Source organism: Pseudoroseicyclus tamaricis (assembly GCF_012070395.1).
In the GTDB taxonomy this organism is placed as follows: domain Bacteria; phylum Pseudomonadota; class Alphaproteobacteria; order Rhodobacterales; family Rhodobacteraceae; genus Pseudoroseicyclus_A; species Pseudoroseicyclus_A tamaricis.
Window position 1 is genome coordinate 1261709 of record NZ_JAAFYS010000001.1, and the last position, 18478, is coordinate 1280186.

20 protein-coding genes are annotated in these 18478 nt (G+C 68.6%); 10 read left to right on the plus strand and 10 right to left on the minus strand.

The annotated features are described in order from the left end of the window. Positions 1–28: 28 nt before the first annotated feature. Positions 29–2902, plus strand: a complete 2874-nt coding sequence (gene uvrA, locus GY170_RS05700) for an excinuclease ABC subunit UvrA (RefSeq protein ID WP_163890802.1) — start codon at positions 29–31, stop codon at positions 2900–2902. A gap of 83 nt (positions 2903–2985) precedes the next feature. Then, on the plus strand, positions 2986–3771 hold the full coding sequence (locus GY170_RS05705) for a GIN domain-containing protein (RefSeq protein ID WP_163890804.1): 786 nt from the start codon (positions 2986–2988) through the stop codon (positions 3769–3771). 72 nt (positions 3772–3843) lie between these two features. On the opposite strand, the gene GY170_RS05710 is transcribed toward GY170_RS05705, so the two are convergent. Next, positions 3844–4974: a carboxylate-amine ligase gene (locus tag GY170_RS05710; protein ID WP_163890806.1), complete on the minus strand. Its 1131-nt coding sequence runs from the start codon at positions 4972–4974 to the stop codon at positions 3844–3846. 64 nt (positions 4975–5038) lie between these two features. After that, positions 5039–5368 carry a cupredoxin domain-containing protein gene (locus GY170_RS05715; RefSeq protein ID WP_163890809.1) on the minus strand — a complete coding sequence of 110 codons (330 nt, stop codon included), beginning with the start codon at positions 5366–5368 and terminating at the stop codon, positions 5039–5041. 181 nt (positions 5369–5549) lie between these two features. On the opposite strand from GY170_RS05715, the gene GY170_RS05720 reads away from it, so the two are divergent. Continuing rightward, positions 5550–5927: a YkgJ family cysteine cluster protein gene (locus tag GY170_RS05720; protein ID WP_163890811.1), complete on the plus strand. Its 378-nt coding sequence runs from the start codon at positions 5550–5552 to the stop codon at positions 5925–5927. A 228-nt stretch (positions 5928–6155) separates the two neighbouring features. Here the strand turns inward: GY170_RS05720 and GY170_RS05725 are convergent, their stop codons facing one another. Continuing rightward, positions 6156–7655: a CoA-acylating methylmalonate-semialdehyde dehydrogenase gene (locus GY170_RS05725; RefSeq protein WP_163890813.1), complete on the minus strand. Its 1500-nt coding sequence runs from the start codon at positions 7653–7655 to the stop codon at positions 6156–6158. Between the two features lie 142 nt (positions 7656–7797). Between GY170_RS05725 and GY170_RS05730 the strand changes: the two genes are divergently transcribed. After that, positions 7798–8232 (plus strand): CBS domain-containing protein, encoded by a 435-nt coding sequence (locus tag GY170_RS05730; protein WP_163890815.1) that lies wholly within the window; start codon positions 7798–7800, stop codon positions 8230–8232. A 92-nt stretch (positions 8233–8324) separates the two neighbouring features. Beyond that, positions 8325–8831, plus strand: a complete 507-nt coding sequence (gene coaD / locus GY170_RS05735; RefSeq protein WP_163890817.1) for a pantetheine-phosphate adenylyltransferase — start codon at positions 8325–8327, stop codon at positions 8829–8831. Between the two features lie 96 nt (positions 8832–8927). On the opposite strand, the gene GY170_RS05740 is transcribed toward coaD, so the two are convergent. From GY170_RS05740 to GY170_RS05755, 4 genes are all read right to left on the minus strand, one after another. Further along, entirely contained in the window at positions 8928–9086 is a 159-nt protein-coding gene (locus tag GY170_RS05740) for a hypothetical protein (protein ID WP_167803292.1), read from the minus strand. 342 nt (positions 9087–9428) lie between these two features. Continuing rightward, positions 9429–10052 carry a MarC family protein gene (locus tag GY170_RS05745; RefSeq protein WP_163890819.1) on the minus strand — a complete coding sequence of 208 codons (624 nt, stop codon included), beginning with the start codon at positions 10050–10052 and terminating at the stop codon, positions 9429–9431. A gap of 135 nt (positions 10053–10187) precedes the next feature. Then, positions 10188–11189: a type I glyceraldehyde-3-phosphate dehydrogenase gene (gene gap / locus GY170_RS05750; protein ID WP_163890820.1), complete on the minus strand. Its 1002-nt coding sequence runs from the start codon at positions 11187–11189 to the stop codon at positions 10188–10190. An 89-nt stretch (positions 11190–11278) separates the two neighbouring features. Then, positions 11279–11419: a hypothetical protein gene (locus GY170_RS05755; protein WP_167803293.1), complete on the minus strand. Its 141-nt coding sequence runs from the start codon at positions 11417–11419 to the stop codon at positions 11279–11281. 202 nt (positions 11420–11621) lie between these two features. Between GY170_RS05755 and GY170_RS05760 the strand changes: the two genes are divergently transcribed. Continuing rightward, the gene (locus GY170_RS05760; protein ID WP_163890822.1) at positions 11622–12605 is read left to right on the plus strand and encodes a DUF808 domain-containing protein; all 984 of its coding nucleotides are present in this window, start codon (positions 11622–11624) and stop codon (positions 12603–12605) included. Further along, a complete protein-coding gene (locus GY170_RS05765; protein WP_163890824.1) occupies positions 12602–12973 on the plus strand; it encodes a DoxX family protein in 372 nt (123 codons plus the stop codon). The genes GY170_RS05760 and GY170_RS05765 overlap by 4 nt, the downstream gene beginning before the upstream one ends. Before the next feature lie 132 nt (positions 12974–13105). Here the strand turns inward: GY170_RS05765 and tkt are convergent, their stop codons facing one another. Continuing rightward, positions 13106–15124, minus strand: coding sequence for a transketolase (gene tkt, locus GY170_RS05770; RefSeq protein WP_163890826.1), 2019 nt, complete (start codon positions 15122–15124; stop codon positions 13106–13108). Positions 15125–15434: 310 nt separating this feature from the next. Between tkt and GY170_RS05775 the strand changes: the two genes are divergently transcribed. From GY170_RS05775 to GY170_RS05785, 3 genes are read left to right on the plus strand one after another with little or no spacing between them, the layout of a single operon-like run. Next, positions 15435–15923 carry a hypothetical protein gene (locus tag GY170_RS05775; RefSeq protein ID WP_163890828.1) on the plus strand — a complete coding sequence of 163 codons (489 nt, stop codon included), beginning with the start codon at positions 15435–15437 and terminating at the stop codon, positions 15921–15923. Then, entirely contained in the window at positions 15923–16315 is a 393-nt protein-coding gene (locus GY170_RS05780) for a cell division protein ZapA (protein ID WP_163890829.1), read from the plus strand. Before GY170_RS05775 ends, GY170_RS05780 begins: the two co-directional genes overlap by 1 nt. Further along, entirely contained in the window at positions 16312–16644 is a 333-nt protein-coding gene (locus GY170_RS05785; protein ID WP_163890831.1) for an MliC family protein, read from the plus strand. Before GY170_RS05780 ends, GY170_RS05785 begins: the two co-directional genes overlap by 4 nt. 517 nt (positions 16645–17161) lie before the next feature. Here the strand turns inward: GY170_RS05785 and GY170_RS05790 are convergent. Then, positions 17162–17854, minus strand: a complete 693-nt coding sequence (locus tag GY170_RS05790; RefSeq protein ID WP_163890833.1) for a hypothetical protein — start codon at positions 17852–17854, stop codon at positions 17162–17164. A 231-nt stretch (positions 17855–18085) separates the two neighbouring features. Beyond that, positions 18086–18445 carry a Grx4 family monothiol glutaredoxin gene (gene grxD, locus GY170_RS05795; protein WP_163890835.1) on the minus strand — a complete coding sequence of 120 codons (360 nt, stop codon included), beginning with the start codon at positions 18443–18445 and terminating at the stop codon, positions 18086–18088. Between the last annotated feature and the right edge of the window lie 33 nt (positions 18446–18478).

An 18478-nucleotide genomic window follows, 5' to 3' on the forward strand; every position in this document is an offset into this window, starting at 1 on the left:
CCGCTTGAGTCCTGCCCGGGGGTGCGAAGTGGCCGAACTGAAAAACATCGAAGTCCGCGGCGCGCGGGAGCATAATCTCAAGAACATCGACGTGGATATCCCGCGCGATCAGCTGGTGGTCGTCACCGGGCTGTCCGGCTCCGGCAAGTCGTCGCTCGCCTTCGACACGATCTATGCCGAGGGCCAGCGCCGCTATGTCGAGTCGCTCTCCGCCTACGCGCGCCAGTTCCTCGACATGATGGAAAAGCCGGATGTTGACCACATCTCCGGCCTCTCCCCTGCGATCTCCATCGAGCAGAAGACGACGAGCAAGAACCCCCGCTCCACCGTCGGCACGGTCACCGAGATCTACGATTACATGCGCCTGCTCTTCGCGCGCTGCGGCACGCCCTACAGCCCCGCAACCGGGCTCCCAATCGAGGCGCAGCAGGTGCAGGACATGGTTGACCGCGTCATGGGCATGGAGGAGGGCACCCGCGCCTACCTCCTCGCCCCCATCGTGCGTGACCGGAAGGGCGAGTACCGCAAGGAGATGCTGGAGCTGCGCAAGCAGGGTTTCCAGCGCGTGAAGGTCGACGGCCAGTTCCATGAGCTGGACGATCCGCCGACGCTCGACAAGAAGTTCCGACATGACATCGACGTCGTCGTCGACCGCCTCGTCGTACGCGAGGGGCTGGAGACGCGGCTCGCCGACAGCTTCCGCACCGCGCTCGACCTCGCCGACGGCATCGCCATCCTCGAGACGGCGCCGACGGCGGAGGAGGGCGAGCCCCCCGCGCCAGAGCGCTTCACCTTCTCCGAGAAGTTCGCCTGCCCGGTCAGCGGCTTCACGATCCCCGAGATCGAGCCGCGGCTCTTTTCCTTCAACGCCCCCTTCGGCGCCTGCCCGGAATGCGACGGCCTCGGCGTGGAGCTGTTCTTCGACGAGCGCCTCGTGGTGCCGGACGTGACGCTCAAGATCGCCGACGGCGCCATCGCGCCGTGGCGGAAGGGCAAGAGCCCCTACTTCCTGCAGACCATCGAGGCCATCTCCAAGCATTACGGCGTCTCCAAGTCCGCCCGCTGGAAGGACCTGCCGGAGAATGTCCAGCAGGTGTTCCTGCGCGGTTCGGGGGAGGAGGAGATCCAGTTCCGCTACGACGAGGGCGGGCGGGTCTATCAGGTGAAGCGCGTCTTCGAGGGGGTCATCCCCAACATGGAGCGCCGCTATCGCGAGACGGACAGCGCCTGGATCCGCGAGGAGTTCGAGCAGTACCAGAACACCAAGCCCTGCCATGCCTGCGGCGGCTACCGGCTGCGGCCGGAGGCGCTGGCGGTGAAGATCGCCGGGCTGCACGTGGGGCAGGTGGTGCAATTCTCCATCCGCGAGGCGCATGAGTGGATCAGCTCGGTGCCGGAGAGCCTGAGCAAGCAGAAGAACGAGATCGCCAAGGCCATCCTCAAGGAGATCCGCGAGCGGCTCGGCTTCCTCAACAACGTCGGGCTCGACTACCTGACGCTCAGCCGCAACTCCGGCACGCTCTCGGGCGGGGAATCGCAGCGCATCCGGCTGGCGAGCCAGATCGGCTCGGGCCTGACCGGCGTTCTCTACGTGCTCGACGAGCCCTCCATCGGCCTGCACCAGCGCGACAACGGGCGCCTCCTGGAGACGCTGAAGAACCTGAGGGACCAGGGCAACACGGTGATCGTGGTGGAGCATGACGAGGAGGCGATCCGCGAGGCGGATTACGTCTTCGACATTGGCCCGGGCGCCGGGGTGCATGGCGGCCACGTCGTCGCCCATGGCACGCCGGAGGAGATCACCGCTGATCCCAAGAGCCTTACGGGCGATTACCTCGCCGGCCGCCGCGAGATCGCGGTGCCGGCGGAGCGGCGGGCGGGGAACAAGAAGAAGGTGCAGGTGGTCAAGGCCACCGGGAACAACCTCAAGGAGGTCAGCGTCGACTTCCCGCTCGGCAAGTTCGTCTGCGTCACCGGGGTCTCGGGCGGCGGCAAGTCGACCCTGACCATCGAGACGTTGTTCAAGACCGCCTCCATGCGGCTCAACGGCGCCCGGCAGACGCCCGCGCCCTGCGAGACGATCAAGGGGTTGGAGCACCTCGACAAGGTCATCGACATCGATCAGCGCCCCATCGGCCGCACGCCGCGCTCGAACCCCGCCACCTACACGGGTGCCTTCACGCCCATCCGCGACTGGTTCGCCGGCCTACCCGAGGCGAAGGCGCGCGGCTACAAGCCGGGCCGCTTCTCCTTCAACGTGAAGGGGGGCCGCTGCGAGGCCTGCCAGGGCGACGGCGTCATCAAGATCGAGATGCACTTCCTGCCCGATGTCTACGTCACCTGCGAGACCTGCAAGGGCGCGCGTTACAACCGCGAGACGCTGGAAATTCAGTTCAAGGGCAAGAGCATAGCCGACGTTCTTGATATGACGGTTGAAGATGCGCAGGAGTTCTTCAAGGCCGTCCCCAGCATCCGCGAGAAGATGGATGCGCTGGTGCGGGTGGGCCTTGGCTACATCAAGGTCGGCCAGCAGGCGACGCAGCTCTCGGGCGGCGAGGCGCAGCGGGTCAAGCTCTCCAAGGAGCTCGCCAAGCGATCCACCGGGCGCACACTCTACATCCTCGACGAGCCCACCACGGGCCTGCATTTCGAGGATGTGCGCAAGCTGCTGGAGGTGCTGCACGAGCTGGTCGAGCAGGGGAACTCCGTGGTGGTAATCGAGCACAACCTCGACGTCATCAAGACGGCGGACTGGCTCATCGACATCGGCCCCGAGGGCGGCGATGGCGGCGGAACGCTGGTCGCCACCGGCACGCCGGAAGAAGTGGCCGAGGTGGCGGAGAGCCACACCGGGCGCTTCCTCGCGCCGATGCTGAAGGCCCGGAAGGTGGCGGCGGAGTAGAGCCGCAAGAAATCTCCTCACGAGGACTTGAAAGTTAAAGGCGTTAACATTTAGTGGGCGGTAACCGTAACTGGAGACCGCCCATGACGTCCTTCGCCAGATCCGCCGCCACCAAGGCCCCGTTCGCCGTCGCCCTGCTTGCCACGGCCATCGCCTTTCCCTCCCTCGCCCTTGCCGAAACCCGCGGCTACGACGCCGCCGGCTTCGACACTATCTCCGTCTCCGACGGCGTGGAGGCGGTGATCAGCGAGGGCGACTTCTTCGTCGAGGCGGAGGCGCGCCAAGGAGACATCGACCGGCTGGTCGTGGAGGTGGACGGCGACAGGCTGAAGATCGGGCGCGATCAACACTTGCCGCTAGGGCTCCTCCAGCTCTTCCGGCAGGACGAGTTCATCGTGACGGTTCACCTTCCCGAGGTGCGGGGCATCAATGCCGATCACGGCGCCAACGTGGAGAGCAGCGTGCCCTCGGCAGAGGGCGCCTTCACCGCCGGGGCCACCGGCGGCGCGAACCTGCGGATCGCGGGCATCGTGGCCGAGCGGGTGACGGCCGACAGCCGCTCCGGGGCAAACCTGTGGCTGGAGGCCGAGGCAGAGGAGGTGAAGCTCGCCGCATCGTCGGGCGCCAACCTGAACGCCAGTGGCAGCTGCGGCACCCTGCACGCCTCCGGCCGCTCCGGCGCCTCTTTGAGGGCCGATGACTTGGCCTGCGAGGTGGCCCTGCTCGACGCCGCCAGCGGCGCCAGCATGCGCGCCCATGCGAGCGAGACGGCCGAGGCCAGCGCCTCCTCCGGCGCCTCCATTGCGCTCTACGGCGGCGGCGAGGTGGACGCGACGGAGAATAGCGGCGGCTCGGTGCGCTCCCGCTGAGATAGTTGGAAAATGTAAAGTCCGGGGCCTGAGGGAGGCGCTCAGCGACCTTCCAGGTTCCGGATGTGCAAGCTAGAGATCGGCCGAGAACTCCTCGACCAGATGCGCCACCACGGCCCGCATCTGCTCCTCCCGGCTCTTGCCCTGCTCCTCCGCCTCCGCTCTCACCGCCCGCTGGCGCTCGGCGCCGGTGCCGCTGCGGATGATGTTGCGGGCGCCCTCGACCTCGGCGAGGCAGCCGAGCTCTTCGGCGTCCTCCCGCACCAGCTCGATGATGTGCTCCAGCAGCACAGGCATGGGCGTGATGACGCCCTGCCCGAAGTCGATCAGCTCGCCCTTGATGCCGAAGCGCTGCGCCCGCCAGCGGTTCTCGGCGATCAGGAAGTTGTCGTAGCGCCGCCAGCGCTGGTTGCGCACCCTCAGCCGCCAGAGCATCCGCATGAGGCACTGCGTCAGCGCCGCGATGGAGAGCGCATCTTCCAGCCGGGGGCAGACGTCGCAGATGCGCGATTCCAGCGTCGGGTAGGTGTGGGAGGGGCGCAGGTCCCACCAGATCTTGGAGCTGTCCTCGATGACGTCGAGCTCGATCAGCACGTCCACGGCCCGCCGGTACTCGGCCCAGGTGTCGATATGAGGTGGCAGGCCGGTGCGGGGCAGGTTGTCGAAGATCGAGAGGCGGTAGCTCGACAGGCCGGTATCCTCCCCCTTCCAAAAGGGAGAGGAGGTGGACAGCGCCAGCAGGTGCGGCAGGAAGTAGGCCATCTGCCCGAGCAGGTCGGCCCGCAGCGCGTCGTCATTGAGCCCGACATGGACGTGCATCCCGCAGATCAGGGCACGGCGGACGACGCCGGCGAGATCATCCTGCAGCTCGTGATAGCGCTGCTTGTCCGTCGTCTCCTGATCGCGCCAGTCCGCAAAGGGGTGGCAGGAGGCGGCGATGGGGGCGAGGCCGTGGGCCGCCGCCCTGTCCCGCACGAGGGCGCGCAGCTGGCGTAGCTCATCTCGCGCTTCGGGGATGGTCTTGCAGACGCGGGTGCCGATCTCGATCTGGCAGCGGAGGAACTCGGGGCTCACCTGCCCCTCGTGCAGGGCCTGCGAGCATTCCTCCATCAGGCCCGGAGGGGCATCGGCGAGGGCGAACGTCTCGGTGTCGACGAGGAGGTATTCCTCCTCGATGCCGATGGTGAAATCCGGCTGCATCATCGCCCGCTCCCTGCTCGTCGGAGGAGCTTTGCAGGGGGCGGGGCAGGGCGCAAGCGCGCCCGCGTCAGGTGACGGTGATGGTACCGGTCATGTTGGGGTGGAAGTCGCAGTGATAGGGGTAGGTGCCGGGCGTCTCGAAGGTGATGGCGCTCATCATGCCGCGCGTCATGCGCCCGGAATCGAAGGCGCCGCCGTCCGCCGTGGCGGTGTGCGGGGCGCCGTCGTTGTTGGTGAATGTGACGGTATCGCCGGCCGCGACCGTCAGATCGGCGGGCGAGAAGGCGAAATCCTGGATGGTCACCTGGTGGCCGGCGGCGAAGGCGGCACGGGGCAGGCCGGCGAGGGCGGCGGCGCCGAGGGCGCTCTGCGCGAGGAAGGCGCGGCGGGTGGTCATGAGGCTCTCCCGGGAGTTTGGGCGGTTGGCGCGCATCTTGCACGGGCGGGGCGCGGCGTCATGCCAATTCCGCGTGACGCGCGGGCTCTTGCCGGCGCCCGCGCCCGGCGCTACAGGCCCGCGGCGCATCCACCGGCGGACAGAAGCCGCTCGGCCCGGTGCGCCTTCCCCGAGCCCCTCCATGCCCTCCGACATCCCTGACTGCATCACCTGCGGCGCCTGCTGCTTCGGCGCCCGCGAGACCTATATCGCGCTCCTGCCCGAGGATGGCGGCCGCGCCATCCCGGCGGAAGCGACGTTCGCCGTGGGGAAGGTGCGCTTCCTGCGCATGTGCGGCGGCCACTGCGCCCAGCTCGCCCGCTCGCCCCTCGGCGAGGCGGTCTGCGGCATCTACCCCGAGCGCCCGACGGCGTGCCGCGCCTTCCGGGCCGGCTCCTTCGAGTGCCTGATGGCGCGCAAGCACAACGGTAGGGTGGCGGAGGCGTTCAGGGCGGCGCCGGAGATGCCCGGCACGCTGCCGCCGGAGAACCTGCCCGGGGCGCCCGCCGAGGTGGCGTGACGGGAGCCGGGCGAGCGCCTGCCCGTGGGGTGGCGCCGCGACATCGCCGCTGCTTGATTTATGCCAGCCAAGCTCCTCGCCGACTGCCGCTGAGCGCCAGGGCCAGCCAGAGCGCCAGCCCGCCGGGACGGGCAGGCGCTCGCCCGGCGCCTTCGGCTTGATTCCGGGCGGGGAGGCGACTGGCCCGCTACGCCGTAGGGTGGGTTTTCAACCCACCGCCCTCGGCCATCAATCCATCGGCTTGAAGTTGAACTCCCCGCCATCCTTGATGCCCGACGGCCAGCGCGCCGTGACCGTCTTCGTCTTCGTGTAGAAGCGGAAGGAGTCCGGCCCGTGCTGGTTGAGATCGCCGAAGGATGATTTCTTCCAGCCCCCGAAGGTGTGGTAAGCCAGCGGCACCGGGATCGGCACGTTGATGCCCACCATGCCGACGTTCACGCGCGACGCGAAATCGCGGGCCGCGTCGCCGTCGCGGGTGAAGATCGCGGTGCCGTTGCCGTACTCATGGTCCATTGCCAGCTTCAGCGCCTCTTCGTAGGAGCCGGCGCGCACGGTGGTCAGCACCGGGCCGAAGATCTCCTTGCGATAGATCTCCATGTCCGGCGTGACCCGATCGAAGAGATGGGGGCCGACGAAGAAGCCGTCCTCGTAGCCCTGCAGGGAGAAGCCGCGCCCGTCGACGACCAGCTCGGCGCCGGCCTCGACGCCGCCCTCGACCATGCGCAGGATGTTCTCTTTCGCCGCCGCGGTGACGACCGGGCCGTAATCGACCTCCGCGCCGCCGGTATAGGGGCCGACCTTCAGGCGCTCGATGCGGGGGACGAGCTTCTCGATCAGCCGGTCCGCCGTCTCCTCGCCCACGGGCACGGCGACGGAAATGGCCATGCAGCGCTCGCCCGCCGCGCCGTAGCCGGCACCGACGAGGGCGTCGGCGGCCTGGTCGAGGTCGGCATCCGGCATGACGATCATGTGGTTCTTGGCGCCGCCGAAACACTGCACGCGTTTGCCGGCCGCGCAGCCGCGCGAGTAGATGTACTGGGCGATGGGCGTCGAGCCGACGAAGCCGACCGAGGAGATGCCCTCGTGGTCGAGGATCGCGTCCACTGCCTCCTTGTCGCCGTTGACGACCTGCAGGATGCCCTTGGGCAGGCCGGCCTCTTCCATCAGGGCGGCGAGCATCAGCGGCACCGACGGGTCACGCTCGGAGGGCTTGAGGATGAAGGCGTTGCCGCAGGCGATGGCGGGCGCGAACATCCACATCGGGATCATGGCGGGGAAGTTGAAGGGCGTGATGCCGGCGCAGACGCCGAGTGGCTGGCGGAGGGAATACATGTCGATCCCCGGGCCGGCGCCATCGGTGAACTCGCCTTTCAGCAGGTGCGGCGCGCCGATGCAGAACTCGACGACCTCGAGCCCGCGCTGCACGTCTCCGGCGGCGTCGGGCAGCGTCTTGCCATGCTCGCGGGAGAGGGCCTCGGCCAGCTTGTCCATATCGCGGTTGAGCAGGCGCACGAACTCCATCATCACGCGTGCCCGGCGCTGCGGGTTGACGGCAGCCCAGGCGGGCTGGGCTTCGGCGGCGATCTTTACCGCGCGGTCCACCTCTTCGGCAGAGGCGAGAGGGGTGCGGCTTTGCACCTCGCCCGTGGCGGGGTTGTAGACATCGGCGAAGCGGCCCGAGGTGCCGGCCGTCGCCGCGCCGCCGAGGTAATGGGTGAGGTCCTGCATCTGTCGTCTCCCGAAATTGCCGCCCTCCGGCGGTACCCCGAGGCGCCCTGCCGGGCAAGGGTGTCCTATCAGCGCCAGAGGTTGACAGGAGGAGCGGGCGGAGGCGAGGCTTGACCTCAGGTAAGAGTGCCGGGAGGACATGATGCTCGTCAGACAGATACTGAAGTCCAAGGACTCCGCCGAGATCGTCTCGGTCGCGCCGGACAAGCCGGTGGCGGACGTGGTGCAGATGCTCTCCCAAAAGCGCATCGGCGCCGTCATAGTCTCCACCGACGGGGGGGCGCCCGCCGGCATCCTCTCCGAGCGGGACATCGTGCGCGAGATCGGCCGGCGCGGCGCCGCCTGCCTGGAGGAGACGGCAGAGCAGATGATGACCGCCGGCCCCGTCACCTGCACGCCGGAGGACAGCGCCGACGCCGTCCTGCAGACGATGACCGACGGGCGCTTCCGCCACCTGCCGGTGATGGAGGGCGGGAGGCTCGTCGGCCTCATCTCCATCGGCGACGTGGTGAAGGCGCGCCTGTCGGAGCTGGCGATGGAGAAGGACGCCCTGGAAGGGATGATCATGGGCCACTGAGCGGCGCGCCGGGTGGCGGGCTCCATGGGGGTTGCCAATCGGCGCGGCGCATGACTTTTTGCCTTTCAATGACTTGAGGGCAGGGGGGCGCGATGCGCATCGGTCTTTATCCCGGCACGTTCGACCCGCTGACGCTGGGCCATATCGACATCATCTCCCGCGCCTGCCGCATGGTGGACAGGCTGGTGATCGGCGTCGCCATCAATCAGGGCAAGGGGCCGCTCTTCTCTCTCGACGAGCGCGTCGCGATGATCGAGGCGGAGATCGGCGCCATTGCCCGCGCCCGCGGCACCGAGATCGTCGTCCACCCGTTCGAAAACCTGCTGATCGACTGCGCCCGCGACGTGGGCGCCGGCATCATCATCCGCGGCCTGCGGGCGGTGGCGGATTTCGAATACGAGTTCCAGATGGTCGGCATGAACCGGGCGCTGGATTCAGAGGTGGAGACGGTCTTCCTCATGGCCGAGGCGCGCCATCAGGCCATCGCCTCCAAGCTGGTCAAGGAGATCGCCCGCCTCGGCGGCGACGTCTCCAAGTTCGTCCCCTCCGCCGTGGATACGCGGCTGAAGGAGAAGCTGGACGCGCCCACCGGAATTTGAGCCCCGGCAAATGAAAAGCCGCCCCTTGGGGCGGCTTGGGTCGTCGTCCTGTCGGCTCTCGCGCCGTGTGGTCGGGCGCGCCCCGCAGGGCACGCCTCAGCCGTAGACGGCCTGACGGGCGATGCGCTTGGCGTCGCCGGGGTAGAGGTCGAGGTCCAGCGCGATGTCGAGCGGCAGGGAGCGGATTTCCGTCACCGTGCGGTTATAGGCAGCGCGCTTGGCGAGAACCGTGCGGAGTTTGTTGAACGTGGTCATGCGTGGTCACTCCTTTTTAAGCTGGCCTGTGTCGTTCGAGGAGTAAGATAGTGATGCTGCGCTGCGGCACTACCGCTAACACGTCCGTAGCGCCCTGCATGAGATGCATGGCGGGGAGCCGTGGTTTCGGGCATTCCGGACTGTCCGGTTTCCCTCTCAACGCGCGATAGTCAAAGGGAAATTTCTTTCGGGCCGTCGCCTTCGCGTCGGACGGCTCCCGGCGGGAGCGTTACGATTTGGTTACCCGCAGATGCGACGAGGCGGGCTCCAACGTGGTGCGCGCGCGGTGTCTGACGCGCTCAAACAGCCTGCAGATCTCCATGCTCCGCGCGGCCCAACCCCTCAGAACGGCGCCAGCGCGCCGATCTGCACGAGGCCCTGCAGCACCGCGTCCACCGCCACGGCGGCGAGGATCATGCCCATCACCCGGCTGACGATCGAGGCGCCGGCCGGCCCGATGACACGCAGGATGGGGCCGGCCATGAGCAGGAAGCCCAGCGTCAGGCCGAGGATCACCAGCAGGATCAGTGAGGTCTGCAGCTGGTGCTGCACCGAGAAGCGGTCGTTGTCCGTCAGGATCACGACCGCCAGCATCGCCCCCGGCGAGGCGATGGAGGGGATGGCGATGGGGTGGATCGCTGTTTGCGTCATCCCCTCCTCGGCCATCTCCCGCTGCGGCTTGGCCGGCCCGAAGATCATCGTCAGCGCGAAGAGGAACAAGACCAGCCCGCCGGCGATCTGGAAGGAGGGCAGCCCCAGCCCCAGCGCCTCCAGCACCAGCTGCCCCAGGACGATGAAAGCCAGCAGCACGGCGGCGGAGACGGCCACGGCCCTCACCGCCACCTTGCGCTGCGCCACCGCGCTCATGCCGGCGGTGACGGCGAGGAACACCGGTACCGTCCCGATCGGGTCGATGACGACCCAGAGCGTGATGAATTCCTGCAGGATCTGGTCGGCGTTCAGCATGTCTCACCGCGGGCTGGAAGTCCCGCCTTCAAGACCGCCCCGCCCTGGAAACGTCAAGGGCGCCGGCCGAAGCCCGCGCCCTCTCGCTTACGTCAAAAGCCTCCGGGGCGCCGTACCGGCCGCCCCGCGCTTCCCTCAGAGCAGCTTGCCCATGGCGACGGCGGTGTCGCTCATCCGGTTGGAGAAGCCCCACTCGTTGTCGTACCAGCTGAGGATACGGCAGAAGTTTCCGTCCATCACCTTGGTCTCCGGCATCGCGAAGGTCGAGGAATGGGGATCGTGGTTGAAATCCATCGAGACGAGCTTGTCGTCGGTATAGCCGAGAATGTTCTTCAGCTCGCCATCGGCGGCGGCGCGGATGGCGTCGTTGATCTCCTCGACCGTGGTGTCGCGGTCGGCCTCGAAGGTCAGGTCCACCACCGAGACGTTCGGGGTGGGGACGCGGATGGAGACACCGTCGAGCTTGCCGTTCAGTTCAGGCAGCACGAGGCCGACGGCCTTGGCGGCGCCGGTGGAGGTGGGGATCTGGTTCATCGCCGCGGCGCGGGCGCGGTAGAGATCCTTGTGCATCGTGTCCAGCGTCGGCTGGTCGCCGGTGTAGGAGTGGATCGTGGTCATGAAGCCGCGCTTGATGCCCATCGCCTTGTTCAGCACGTAAGCCACCGGCGCCAGGCAGTTCGTGGTGCAGGAGGCGTTGGAGACGACGATGTCGTCCGCCGTCAGGCTCTCATGGTTGACGCCGTAGACGATGGTCTTGTCGGCGCCCGTGCCCGGGGCGGAGATCAGCACGCGCTTGGCGCCCGTCTCGAGGTGCGGCTGGCACTTCTCCTTGGAGGTGAAGATGCCGGTGCATTCCATGATGATGTCGACATCGCCCCACGGCAGCTCGGCCGGGTTGCGGATGGACGTCACCTTCATCGGGCCGCGGCCGACGTCGATCGTGTCGTCCGTCGTCGTCACCTTGTGGGGGAAGCGGCCGTGCACGCTGTCGTAGCGCAGCAGGTGGGCGTTGGTCTCCACCGGGCCGAGATCGTTGATCGCCACCACCTCGATATCGGTGCGGCCGGATTCGATGATGGCGCGGAGCACATTGCGCCCGATCCGCCCGAACCCATTGATTGCCACCTTCACAGCCATGTCGTTCCCTCCGGGTTTCGCGCCGGGTGCGGCGCGTTTGGCCGGCAGAATTGTCATTTGGCCGGAAAGGTCAACCGCGCCGGCAGATGTTAGCGCCAGAAGGCGAGCCAGTGAATGAGATCGACCAGCCAGCGAAGCACGAAGAGCGTGCCGCCCCAGCCCTGCCAGAGGTCCACCGCGATGGCGCCGGCGACGAGGAGGGCGAGGGCAAGGGCGAGGCGCGTGGTCATGGGCTGAGGCTATCCGCTGCGGCGGGCGGCCGGAAGGGCGCGAGGGGCGGGACCGGGGGCGCTGCCCCCCGGAGCCCCCCGAGGGTATTTTTGGCCAGATGAAATGGGGGCGGCGGGAGACGCAGGGGACGGGGCCGTGCGCGGGCGGGGTTGCCGCGGCCGGGGGCGGGTCTAGATTGAGCCGGCAGCAGCGAGGGCGGACATGAGCGGACTTCTGGCACTACTCGACGACGTGGCGGCCATCGCCAAGGTGGCCGCCGCCTCGGTGGACGATGTGGCCAGCGCCGCCGCGAAGGCCGGCGCCAAGACCGCCGGGGTGCTGATCGACGACGCCGCGGTGACGCCGAAATACGTGACCGGCTTCAAGCCGCAGCGCGAATTGCCGATCATCTGGAAGATCACCAAGGGGAGTCTCCGCAACAAGCTGATCTTCCTGCTGCCCATCGCGCTCCTGCTCTCCAACTTCGCGCCATGGGCGATCACGCCGCTCCTGATGCTCGGCGGCTCCTACCTCTGCTTCGAGGGGGCGGAGAAGATCTTCCACGTCCTCTTCCCCCATGCCAGCCACAAGGTGGCCGAGGACATGGAGGTGAAGGACCCGACCAAGCTGGAGGAGCGCAAGGTCGCCGGCGCCATCAAGACCGATTTCATCCTCTCGGCGGAGATCATGACGATCTCGCTCTCGGTCATCGAGGCCGACAGTTTCTGGCTGGAGGCGGCGACGCTCGCCGTCGTCGCGGTGGCGATCACCCTCGCCGTCTATGGCTCGGTGGCGCTGATCGTGAAGGCCGATGATCTCGGGCTGGAGATGGTCGATCACGGGCGCCTCGGCGTCACCCGCGCCATCGGGCGCGGGCTGGTGCGGGGGATGCCGTGGTTCCTCAAGCTGCTCTCCATCGTCGGCACGGCGGCGATGCTCTGGGTCGGCGGCAACATCATCGTCCACGGGCTGGAGGTGCTGGGCTGGCCGGTGCTCTACGACTGGATCCACCACCTCGCCGAAGAGGCGGCGCATGCCCTCGGCACGCTGGAGGGCGCGGTCACCTGGGCGGTGACGGCCTTCTGCGACGGCATCCTCGGCCTCGCCTGGGGGCTGGTGCTGATCCCCGTCGCCACCAAGGTGATCACGCCGCTCCTCGGCCTCTTCGGCGGGGACAAGTCGGCGGACAAGGCCGCGGGTCATTGAGCCGCTGGCAGGACGCCGCGCTCCTCGCGGCGCGGCTCCTCCTCGCGGTGCTCTTCCTCGGCGGCGCGGTGCAGAAGGTGCTGGCGCCCGAGCCGGTCTACGAACTCCTCGCCATGCGCGGCTGGCCCCTCTGGCTCTACTGGCCGGCGCTCATCTACACCACGGCGGCCGGCCTCGCGCTGGTGGCGGGCGCGTGGATCGCCCCCGTCGCCCTCAGCCTCGCCGGATATTGCGCGGTGACGAGCATCTTCCACCTCCAGCCGGAGGATCCCTGGCAGATGACGATCTTCGTCAAGAACTGGGCCATCGCCGGCGGCTGCCTCGCCCTTGCCGTCGCCGGCCCGGGCCCCTGGCGCCTCGTCCGCTGAGGCCGACTCGGAAGGGCAGCAACGCGCCCCCCTGTCTTTGGTCCCGAAAATCCTCGGGGGAGGTTGAGGGGGCAGACAGCCCCCTCAACGCAAGCATCAAATGCGCCGCAGGCGCTCCGCTGAGCAGCCGCCCTAGCCGAGCAGCGCCTTCGCCTTTTCGACCGTGTGCCCGGCGGTGATGCCGAACTTCTCGAACAGCACCTCGGCGGGGGCGGAGGCGCCGAAGCTGTCCATCCCCACGAAGGCCGCCTTCTGCTCGCGGCCGCGCTCGCCCAGGAGCAGCCAGTCCCAAGGCTGGCGCACGCCGGCCTCGATGGCCACGCGCACCGGCCCGGCGGGAAGGACGCGCTTGCGGTAGGCCTCGTCCTGCTCGCGGAAGAGCTCCATCGACGGGACGGAGACGACGCGCGTGCCGATGCCCTCGGCCTCCAGCGCCTTCTTGGCCTCCATCGCCACCTCGACCTCGGAGCCCGACGCCATGAGGATGACGCGGCGCTTGTTCTCCGCCTCGGCCAGCACGTAGGCGCCCTGGGCGGTCAGGTTCTTGGTGGTGTGCTTGGTGCGCACCGTCGGCAGGCCCTGGCGGGTGAGCGCGAGCACGGAGGGCTTCTTCGTCTGGCTCAGCGCGATCTCCCACGCCTCCGCCGTCTCCACTGTGTCGGCGGGGCGGAAGGTGAGCAGGCCCGGCGTCGCGCGCACCATGGCGAGGTGCTCGACCGGCTGGTGCGTCGGCCCGTCCTCGCCGAGGCCGATGGAATCGTGGGTCATCACGTAGATCACCGGCACGCCCATCAGCGCGGAGAGGCGGATGGCCGGGCGGGCGTAGTCGGTGAAGCAGAAGAACGTGCCGCCATAGGGCTTCACGCCGCCATGCGAGGCCAAGCCGTTCATCGCGGCGGCCATGCCGTGTTCACGGATGCCGTAGTGGATGTAGCGGCCCTTGCGGTCCTCCGGGGAGAAGATGCCCAGATCACCGGTCTTGGTGTTGTTGGAGCCGGTGAGGTCGGCCGAGCCGCCCAGCGTCTCCTTCATCACCGGGTTCACCACCTCCAGCACCATCTCGGAGCTCTTGCGGGTGGCGACCTTCGGCCCCTCTTCGGAGATCTGCTTCTTCAGCGCCTTGATGCGGCCGGAGAGCGCCTTGGGCGCCTCGCGGTCGAAGCTGCGCTCGAACTCGGCGCGCTTGGCGTCGGAGAGGGCACCGATGCGCTCGTTCCACTCGGCATGGGCGGCGGCGCCGCGCTCGCCCATCGACTCCCACTGCGACTTGATGTCGGCGGGGATCTCGAAGGCGGGGGCGTCCCAGCCATAGGCGGCCTTGGCGTCGGCGACGACCTTGTCGTCGGTCAGCGCGCCGTGGCCCTTGGCGGTGTCCTGCGCGGCGGAGCCGAGGGCGATATGCGTCTCGCACTGGATCATCGATGGGCGGGGGTCGGCCTTGGCGGCCTCGATGGCCTCGTCGATGGCGACCGGGTCATGCCCGTCGATCTTCTGCACGTGCCAGCCGGAGGCGGAAAACCGCTCGCACTGATCCGTCGAGTCGGCCAGCGAGGTCGGCCCGTCGATGGTGATCGAGTTGTGGTCGAAGAAGACCGTCAGGTTGCCGAGCTTCTGGTGGCCGGCGAGCGCGATGGCCTCCTGGCTCACGCCCTCCATCAGGCAGCCGTCCCCGGCGAAGACCCAGGTGCGGTGATCCATGATCTTCTTGCCCCAGCGGGCGCGCAGGCTCTCCTCGGCGATGGCGAAGCCGACGGAGTTGGCGATGCCTTGCCCCAAGGGGCCGGTCGTCGTCTCGATGCCGGGGGAGTGGTTGTACTCCGGGTGGCCCGGGGTCGCGCTCTCCCACTGGCGGAAATCCTTGATGTCCTGCAGGGACATGCCCTCGTAGCCGGTGAGATAGAGCACCGAGTAGAGCAGCATCGAGCCGTGGCCGTTGGAGACGATGAAGCGGTCACGGTCGGGCCAGAGCGGGTTCTTGGGGTCGAACTTCAGGTGCTTCTCGAAGAGCACCGTGGCGATGTCGGCCATGCCCATGGGCATGCCGGAATGGCCGGAATTGGCGGCGGCGACGGCATCCAGCGTCAGGGTGCGGATGGCGGCGGCTTTCATCCAGTGCTCGGGATGAGCCTCGCGCAGGGCAGCTATGTCCAAGGTCTTTCCTTTCCGAAATCGCGTTGAAACAGCCGTCTTTGGCCGGGCGCAAACGTGCATAACAGCGGGTGGGGGGAGATCAAGCCCGCTTGAAGGGCGCAGGCTAAGCCCTTCGGCGATAAACCCTTCCCCCGTTTGCCGCTTCCCGCCGCCTCGCATACCCTGTCGGCGCGCGAGCGCGATTCGTGGGTCATGGGCCCGGCGGCGCGGCGCGCGAGGCCAGAAAAAGACGATGCCGGACGGTGCCACGAGCAGGGCCGCCGCCGGCCAACGAGACCAAGAGCAACGGGCGCAAGGCGGGACGGACGGCATGGAAGAGCTTCACGAGCTGGAGGCACGGATTTCACAGGCGTTGCACCGCATCCAGGCGGGCATGGGCGCCATGAACCGGCCGGTGGCGGGGCAGGGGCCGGAGGATTTCGCCCGGCTGGAGGCGGCGCTGGACGAGGAGCAGACCGCCAACGCCCAGCTTGAGGAGCGCATCCGCACCCTGAAGGGCAAGCTGGAGCGCGCGAAGGAGGAGCAGGCCGCCGAGGCCGAACGCCACCGCGAGGGCATGGGCCGGCTCGACGGCGAACTGCAGGGCTTGCAGGAGGCGAATGCCGAGCTGCGCGACGCCTCCGAGCAGCTGCGCCGCGCCGCCGAGGAGGGGGTGAGCGACCCCGAACTGATCAACCGTGCCATGAAGGCCGAGCTGGAGGCGCTGACCGCCTCGCGGGCCGCCGAGATTGCCGAGATCGACGCCATCCTGGCGGAATTCCGCCCCGTCCTCGAGGCCGGGCAAGAGGAGGCGCAGTGATGCCGCAGGTGGAGATCAAGATCGGCGGCCGCAGCTTCGAGGTCGCCTGCCAGCCGGGCGAGGAGCCCTTCCTGCAATCGGCCGCCGGGATGCTGGATGCCGAGGCGGCGGAGCTCTCCGCCCAGATCGGCCGGATGCCCGAGGCACGGATGCTGCTGATGGCGGGCCTGATGCTCGCCGACAAGACGGCCGGGCTGGAGGACAGGGTGAAGGAGGCGGAGGATCGCACCGCCGCTCTCACCGCCGAGCTGGAGGAGCTGAAGGCCCGCCCGGCGCCCGAGCCGGAGCGCGTCGAGGTCCCCGTGATGCCCGAGGGCGTGACGGAGACGCTGGCCGAGCTCGCCGCCCGCGCCGAGTCGCTGGCCGACGAAGTCGAGGAGAAGGCGCAGTGACCCGCTGGCTCGCCGGCGCGGCGGCCCTCGCGCTGCTCCCGCCGGCGGCGTCGGCGGAGGTCATCACCACCCGCTACCTCTGCGAGCGCGGCGTGGAGATCCCGGTGACCTACGTGAACGGCGTCGACCCGGCCGTCGTGGTGCTGGTCGTCGAGGGGCGAATGATGACGCTGGAGCAGGAGGTCAGCGGCTCCGGCGCCCGCTACGGCTGGCCCTCGGACGGCTCCCACTACGTCTGGTGGGACCAGGGCGAGGAGGCGACGCTCAGCTGGTACGACGGCGAAGTCGGCGAGGAGGTGACCCTCTACGCCTTCTGCGAGCGGCAGTAGGGGAGGGGCTGGGGGAGGCGCGGGTCTCGCTGGCTTCCTGGAAGGTCTTGTCGCTGGTAACCGGCGGGCGTCTTTGCTTTCCCTCTAAGGTCTCCGAGCCTTTTCCGTTTTTCCCCGTTCCGACCCCGCCTCCTGTCGTACCGGTTGCAGGCGCAGGTCGAGCGCCTGCCCGTGGGATGGCGCCCCGACAGTGCCGCGGTGCGCTTTATGCCAGCCAAGCCCCTCCCCGACCTGGGCGGAGCACCAAGCCCAACCAAAGCGCCAGCCCGCCGGGACGGGCAGGCGCTCGCCCTGAGCCTTTGGCGCGTACCGGGCGGGGGCGCAGCGGCGGCGTTGCGAGGCGGCCGGGGCAAGGTGGGTTGGAAACCCACCCTACGGATCGCGCTGGTCGTAGGGTGGGTTGATAACCCACCGTCTCTGTCTACTTGGGGCGATCTTAGACAGCCCGCCGGCCCCCGGAGACGGAAATCGCGCGATTTCCGTCCCGAATTCCGCGCGAAATTCGTCCCCGGCCCGATCACCCGCCGAGGCGCGCCAGCTCCGTCGATAGGTCGATGAAGCGCTCCATGTCGGGCGCGCGGGCGATGGCGTGGCGCAGGCGCACCCGGACTCCGTCGCGGGAGATGATCAGCACCGGGTGGCCGCGCTCTCCGCGGATCAGCGGCTCCCAGCTCATCAGCGTGCGGGCCAGCGCCTGCGTCTCGAAGCGGTGCCCGAGCGCGCAGGAGGCGAGGATGGTCACGCCGTCCGGCCCGTCCTGCAGGCGCAGGGCGCCGGCATCGCCGGCGGCGCCGGGGCCGATGAGGCGGGTGAGGAGCTTCTCGCCCATCTCGCCGTCCATCTGCCCCTGCATGAGCCCGGTCAGCGCCGCCACGTCGGGCGAGAGCGGCCCGGCCATGACCATCGTGCCCTCGCTCCAGTGCGGATCGCGCGCCGAGAACTCCGTCGATTGCAGGTCCCGCACCGAGTCGTCGCCCGAGCGGCGGCGGCTCTCCACCACCCACTTGGTGCCCCCGCGCGGCTGAAGCCGCGTGATGGCCGGGCGGCCGAGCACCTCTCCGGTGATGTTGAGCTGCCAGGAGCGGCGGGCGGCCATCTCCTCGAAGTCCTCGCGCCGCCGTGCCTCAACCCGCTTCAGCCCGGTCACCACGGCAAGGCCGACGGCGAGCAGGATGACGAGCGTGGCAACGAGGGTGAGGGCCGTGGTCACGGCATGCACCAGCCTGACGGACCCTCACCGGGCACGCGCGAATATGCGAGACGAAGTGACACGTGACACCGGCAGCAAGCAGAACCCTCTGCGAAAATAGCCTCCCCTGAGCCGGTGCCTAGCGAGGAGGTGCCCCGTGCCCCCGAGGCTCCGCCGCACTGTTGCACTTTGGCACGTGAGCGGAGGCCCCGCGGGGCGGGGAACAGGCGGCGCCCGGGGCGCCGCCGTCCGTCAGCCGTTGGCTTCGCGGATCTTGTCCGCGGCATCCTTGGAGAAGGTGATCCCCTTCGTCTCGAAGAGCTGGTCGAGCTCTCCGGAGAGCGTCATCTCGGTGATGATGTCGCAGCCGCCGACGAACTCGCCCTTGACGTAGAGCTGCGGGATGGTCGGCCAGTCGGAGAAATCCTTGATCCCCTGCCGCACGCCCTCGTCCTCCAGCACGTTCACGTCGGCGAAATCCACGCCCATGAAGTTGAGCACGCCGGCGACGCGGGAGGAGAAGCCGCATTGCGGCATCGACTTGGTGCCCTTCATGAAGAGCACCACGTCGTTTGCGTCGATTGTCGTCTTGATCTGGTCCTGAGCGGTCATGTCCGTCTCCATTCGCCCCGTCCGGCGGGGCCT

Excerpts from the sequence above, each read along its gene's own strand:
- GY170_RS05705 (WP_163890804.1), top strand. The coding sequence starts at position 2,986 with ATGACGTCCTTCGCCAGATCCGCCGCCACCAAGGCCCCGTTCGCCGTC.
- GY170_RS05710 (WP_163890806.1), bottom strand. The coding sequence starts at position 4,974 with ATGATGCAGCCGGATTTCACCATCGGCATCGAGGAGGAATACCTCCTC.
- GY170_RS05715 (WP_163890809.1), bottom strand. The coding sequence starts at position 5,368 with ATGACCACCCGCCGCGCCTTCCTCGCGCAGAGCGCCCTCGGCGCCGCC.
- GY170_RS05720 (WP_163890811.1), top strand. The coding sequence starts at position 5,550 with ATGCCCTCCGACATCCCTGACTGCATCACCTGCGGCGCCTGCTGCTTC.
- GY170_RS05725 (WP_163890813.1), bottom strand. The coding sequence starts at position 7,655 with ATGCAGGACCTCACCCATTACCTCGGCGGCGCGGCGACGGCCGGCACC.
- GY170_RS05730 (WP_163890815.1), top strand. The coding sequence starts at position 7,798 with ATGCTCGTCAGACAGATACTGAAGTCCAAGGACTCCGCCGAGATCGTC.
- coaD (WP_163890817.1), top strand. The coding sequence starts at position 8,325 with ATGCGCATCGGTCTTTATCCCGGCACGTTCGACCCGCTGACGCTGGGC.
- GY170_RS05740 (WP_167803292.1), bottom strand. The coding sequence starts at position 9,086 with ATGACCACGTTCAACAAACTCCGCACGGTTCTCGCCAAGCGCGCTGCC.
- GY170_RS05745 (WP_163890819.1), bottom strand. The coding sequence starts at position 10,052 with ATGCTGAACGCCGACCAGATCCTGCAGGAATTCATCACGCTCTGGGTC.
- gap (WP_163890820.1), bottom strand. The coding sequence starts at position 11,189 with ATGGCTGTGAAGGTGGCAATCAATGGGTTCGGGCGGATCGGGCGCAAT.
- GY170_RS05755 (WP_167803293.1), bottom strand. The coding sequence starts at position 11,419 with ATGACCACGCGCCTCGCCCTTGCCCTCGCCCTCCTCGTCGCCGGCGCC.
- GY170_RS05760 (WP_163890822.1), top strand. The coding sequence starts at position 11,622 with ATGAGCGGACTTCTGGCACTACTCGACGACGTGGCGGCCATCGCCAAG.
- GY170_RS05775 (WP_163890828.1), top strand. The coding sequence starts at position 15,435 with ATGGAAGAGCTTCACGAGCTGGAGGCACGGATTTCACAGGCGTTGCAC.
- GY170_RS05780 (WP_163890829.1), top strand. The coding sequence starts at position 15,923 with ATGCCGCAGGTGGAGATCAAGATCGGCGGCCGCAGCTTCGAGGTCGCC.
- grxD (WP_163890835.1), bottom strand. The coding sequence starts at position 18,445 with ATGACCGCTCAGGACCAGATCAAGACGACAATCGACGCAAACGACGTG.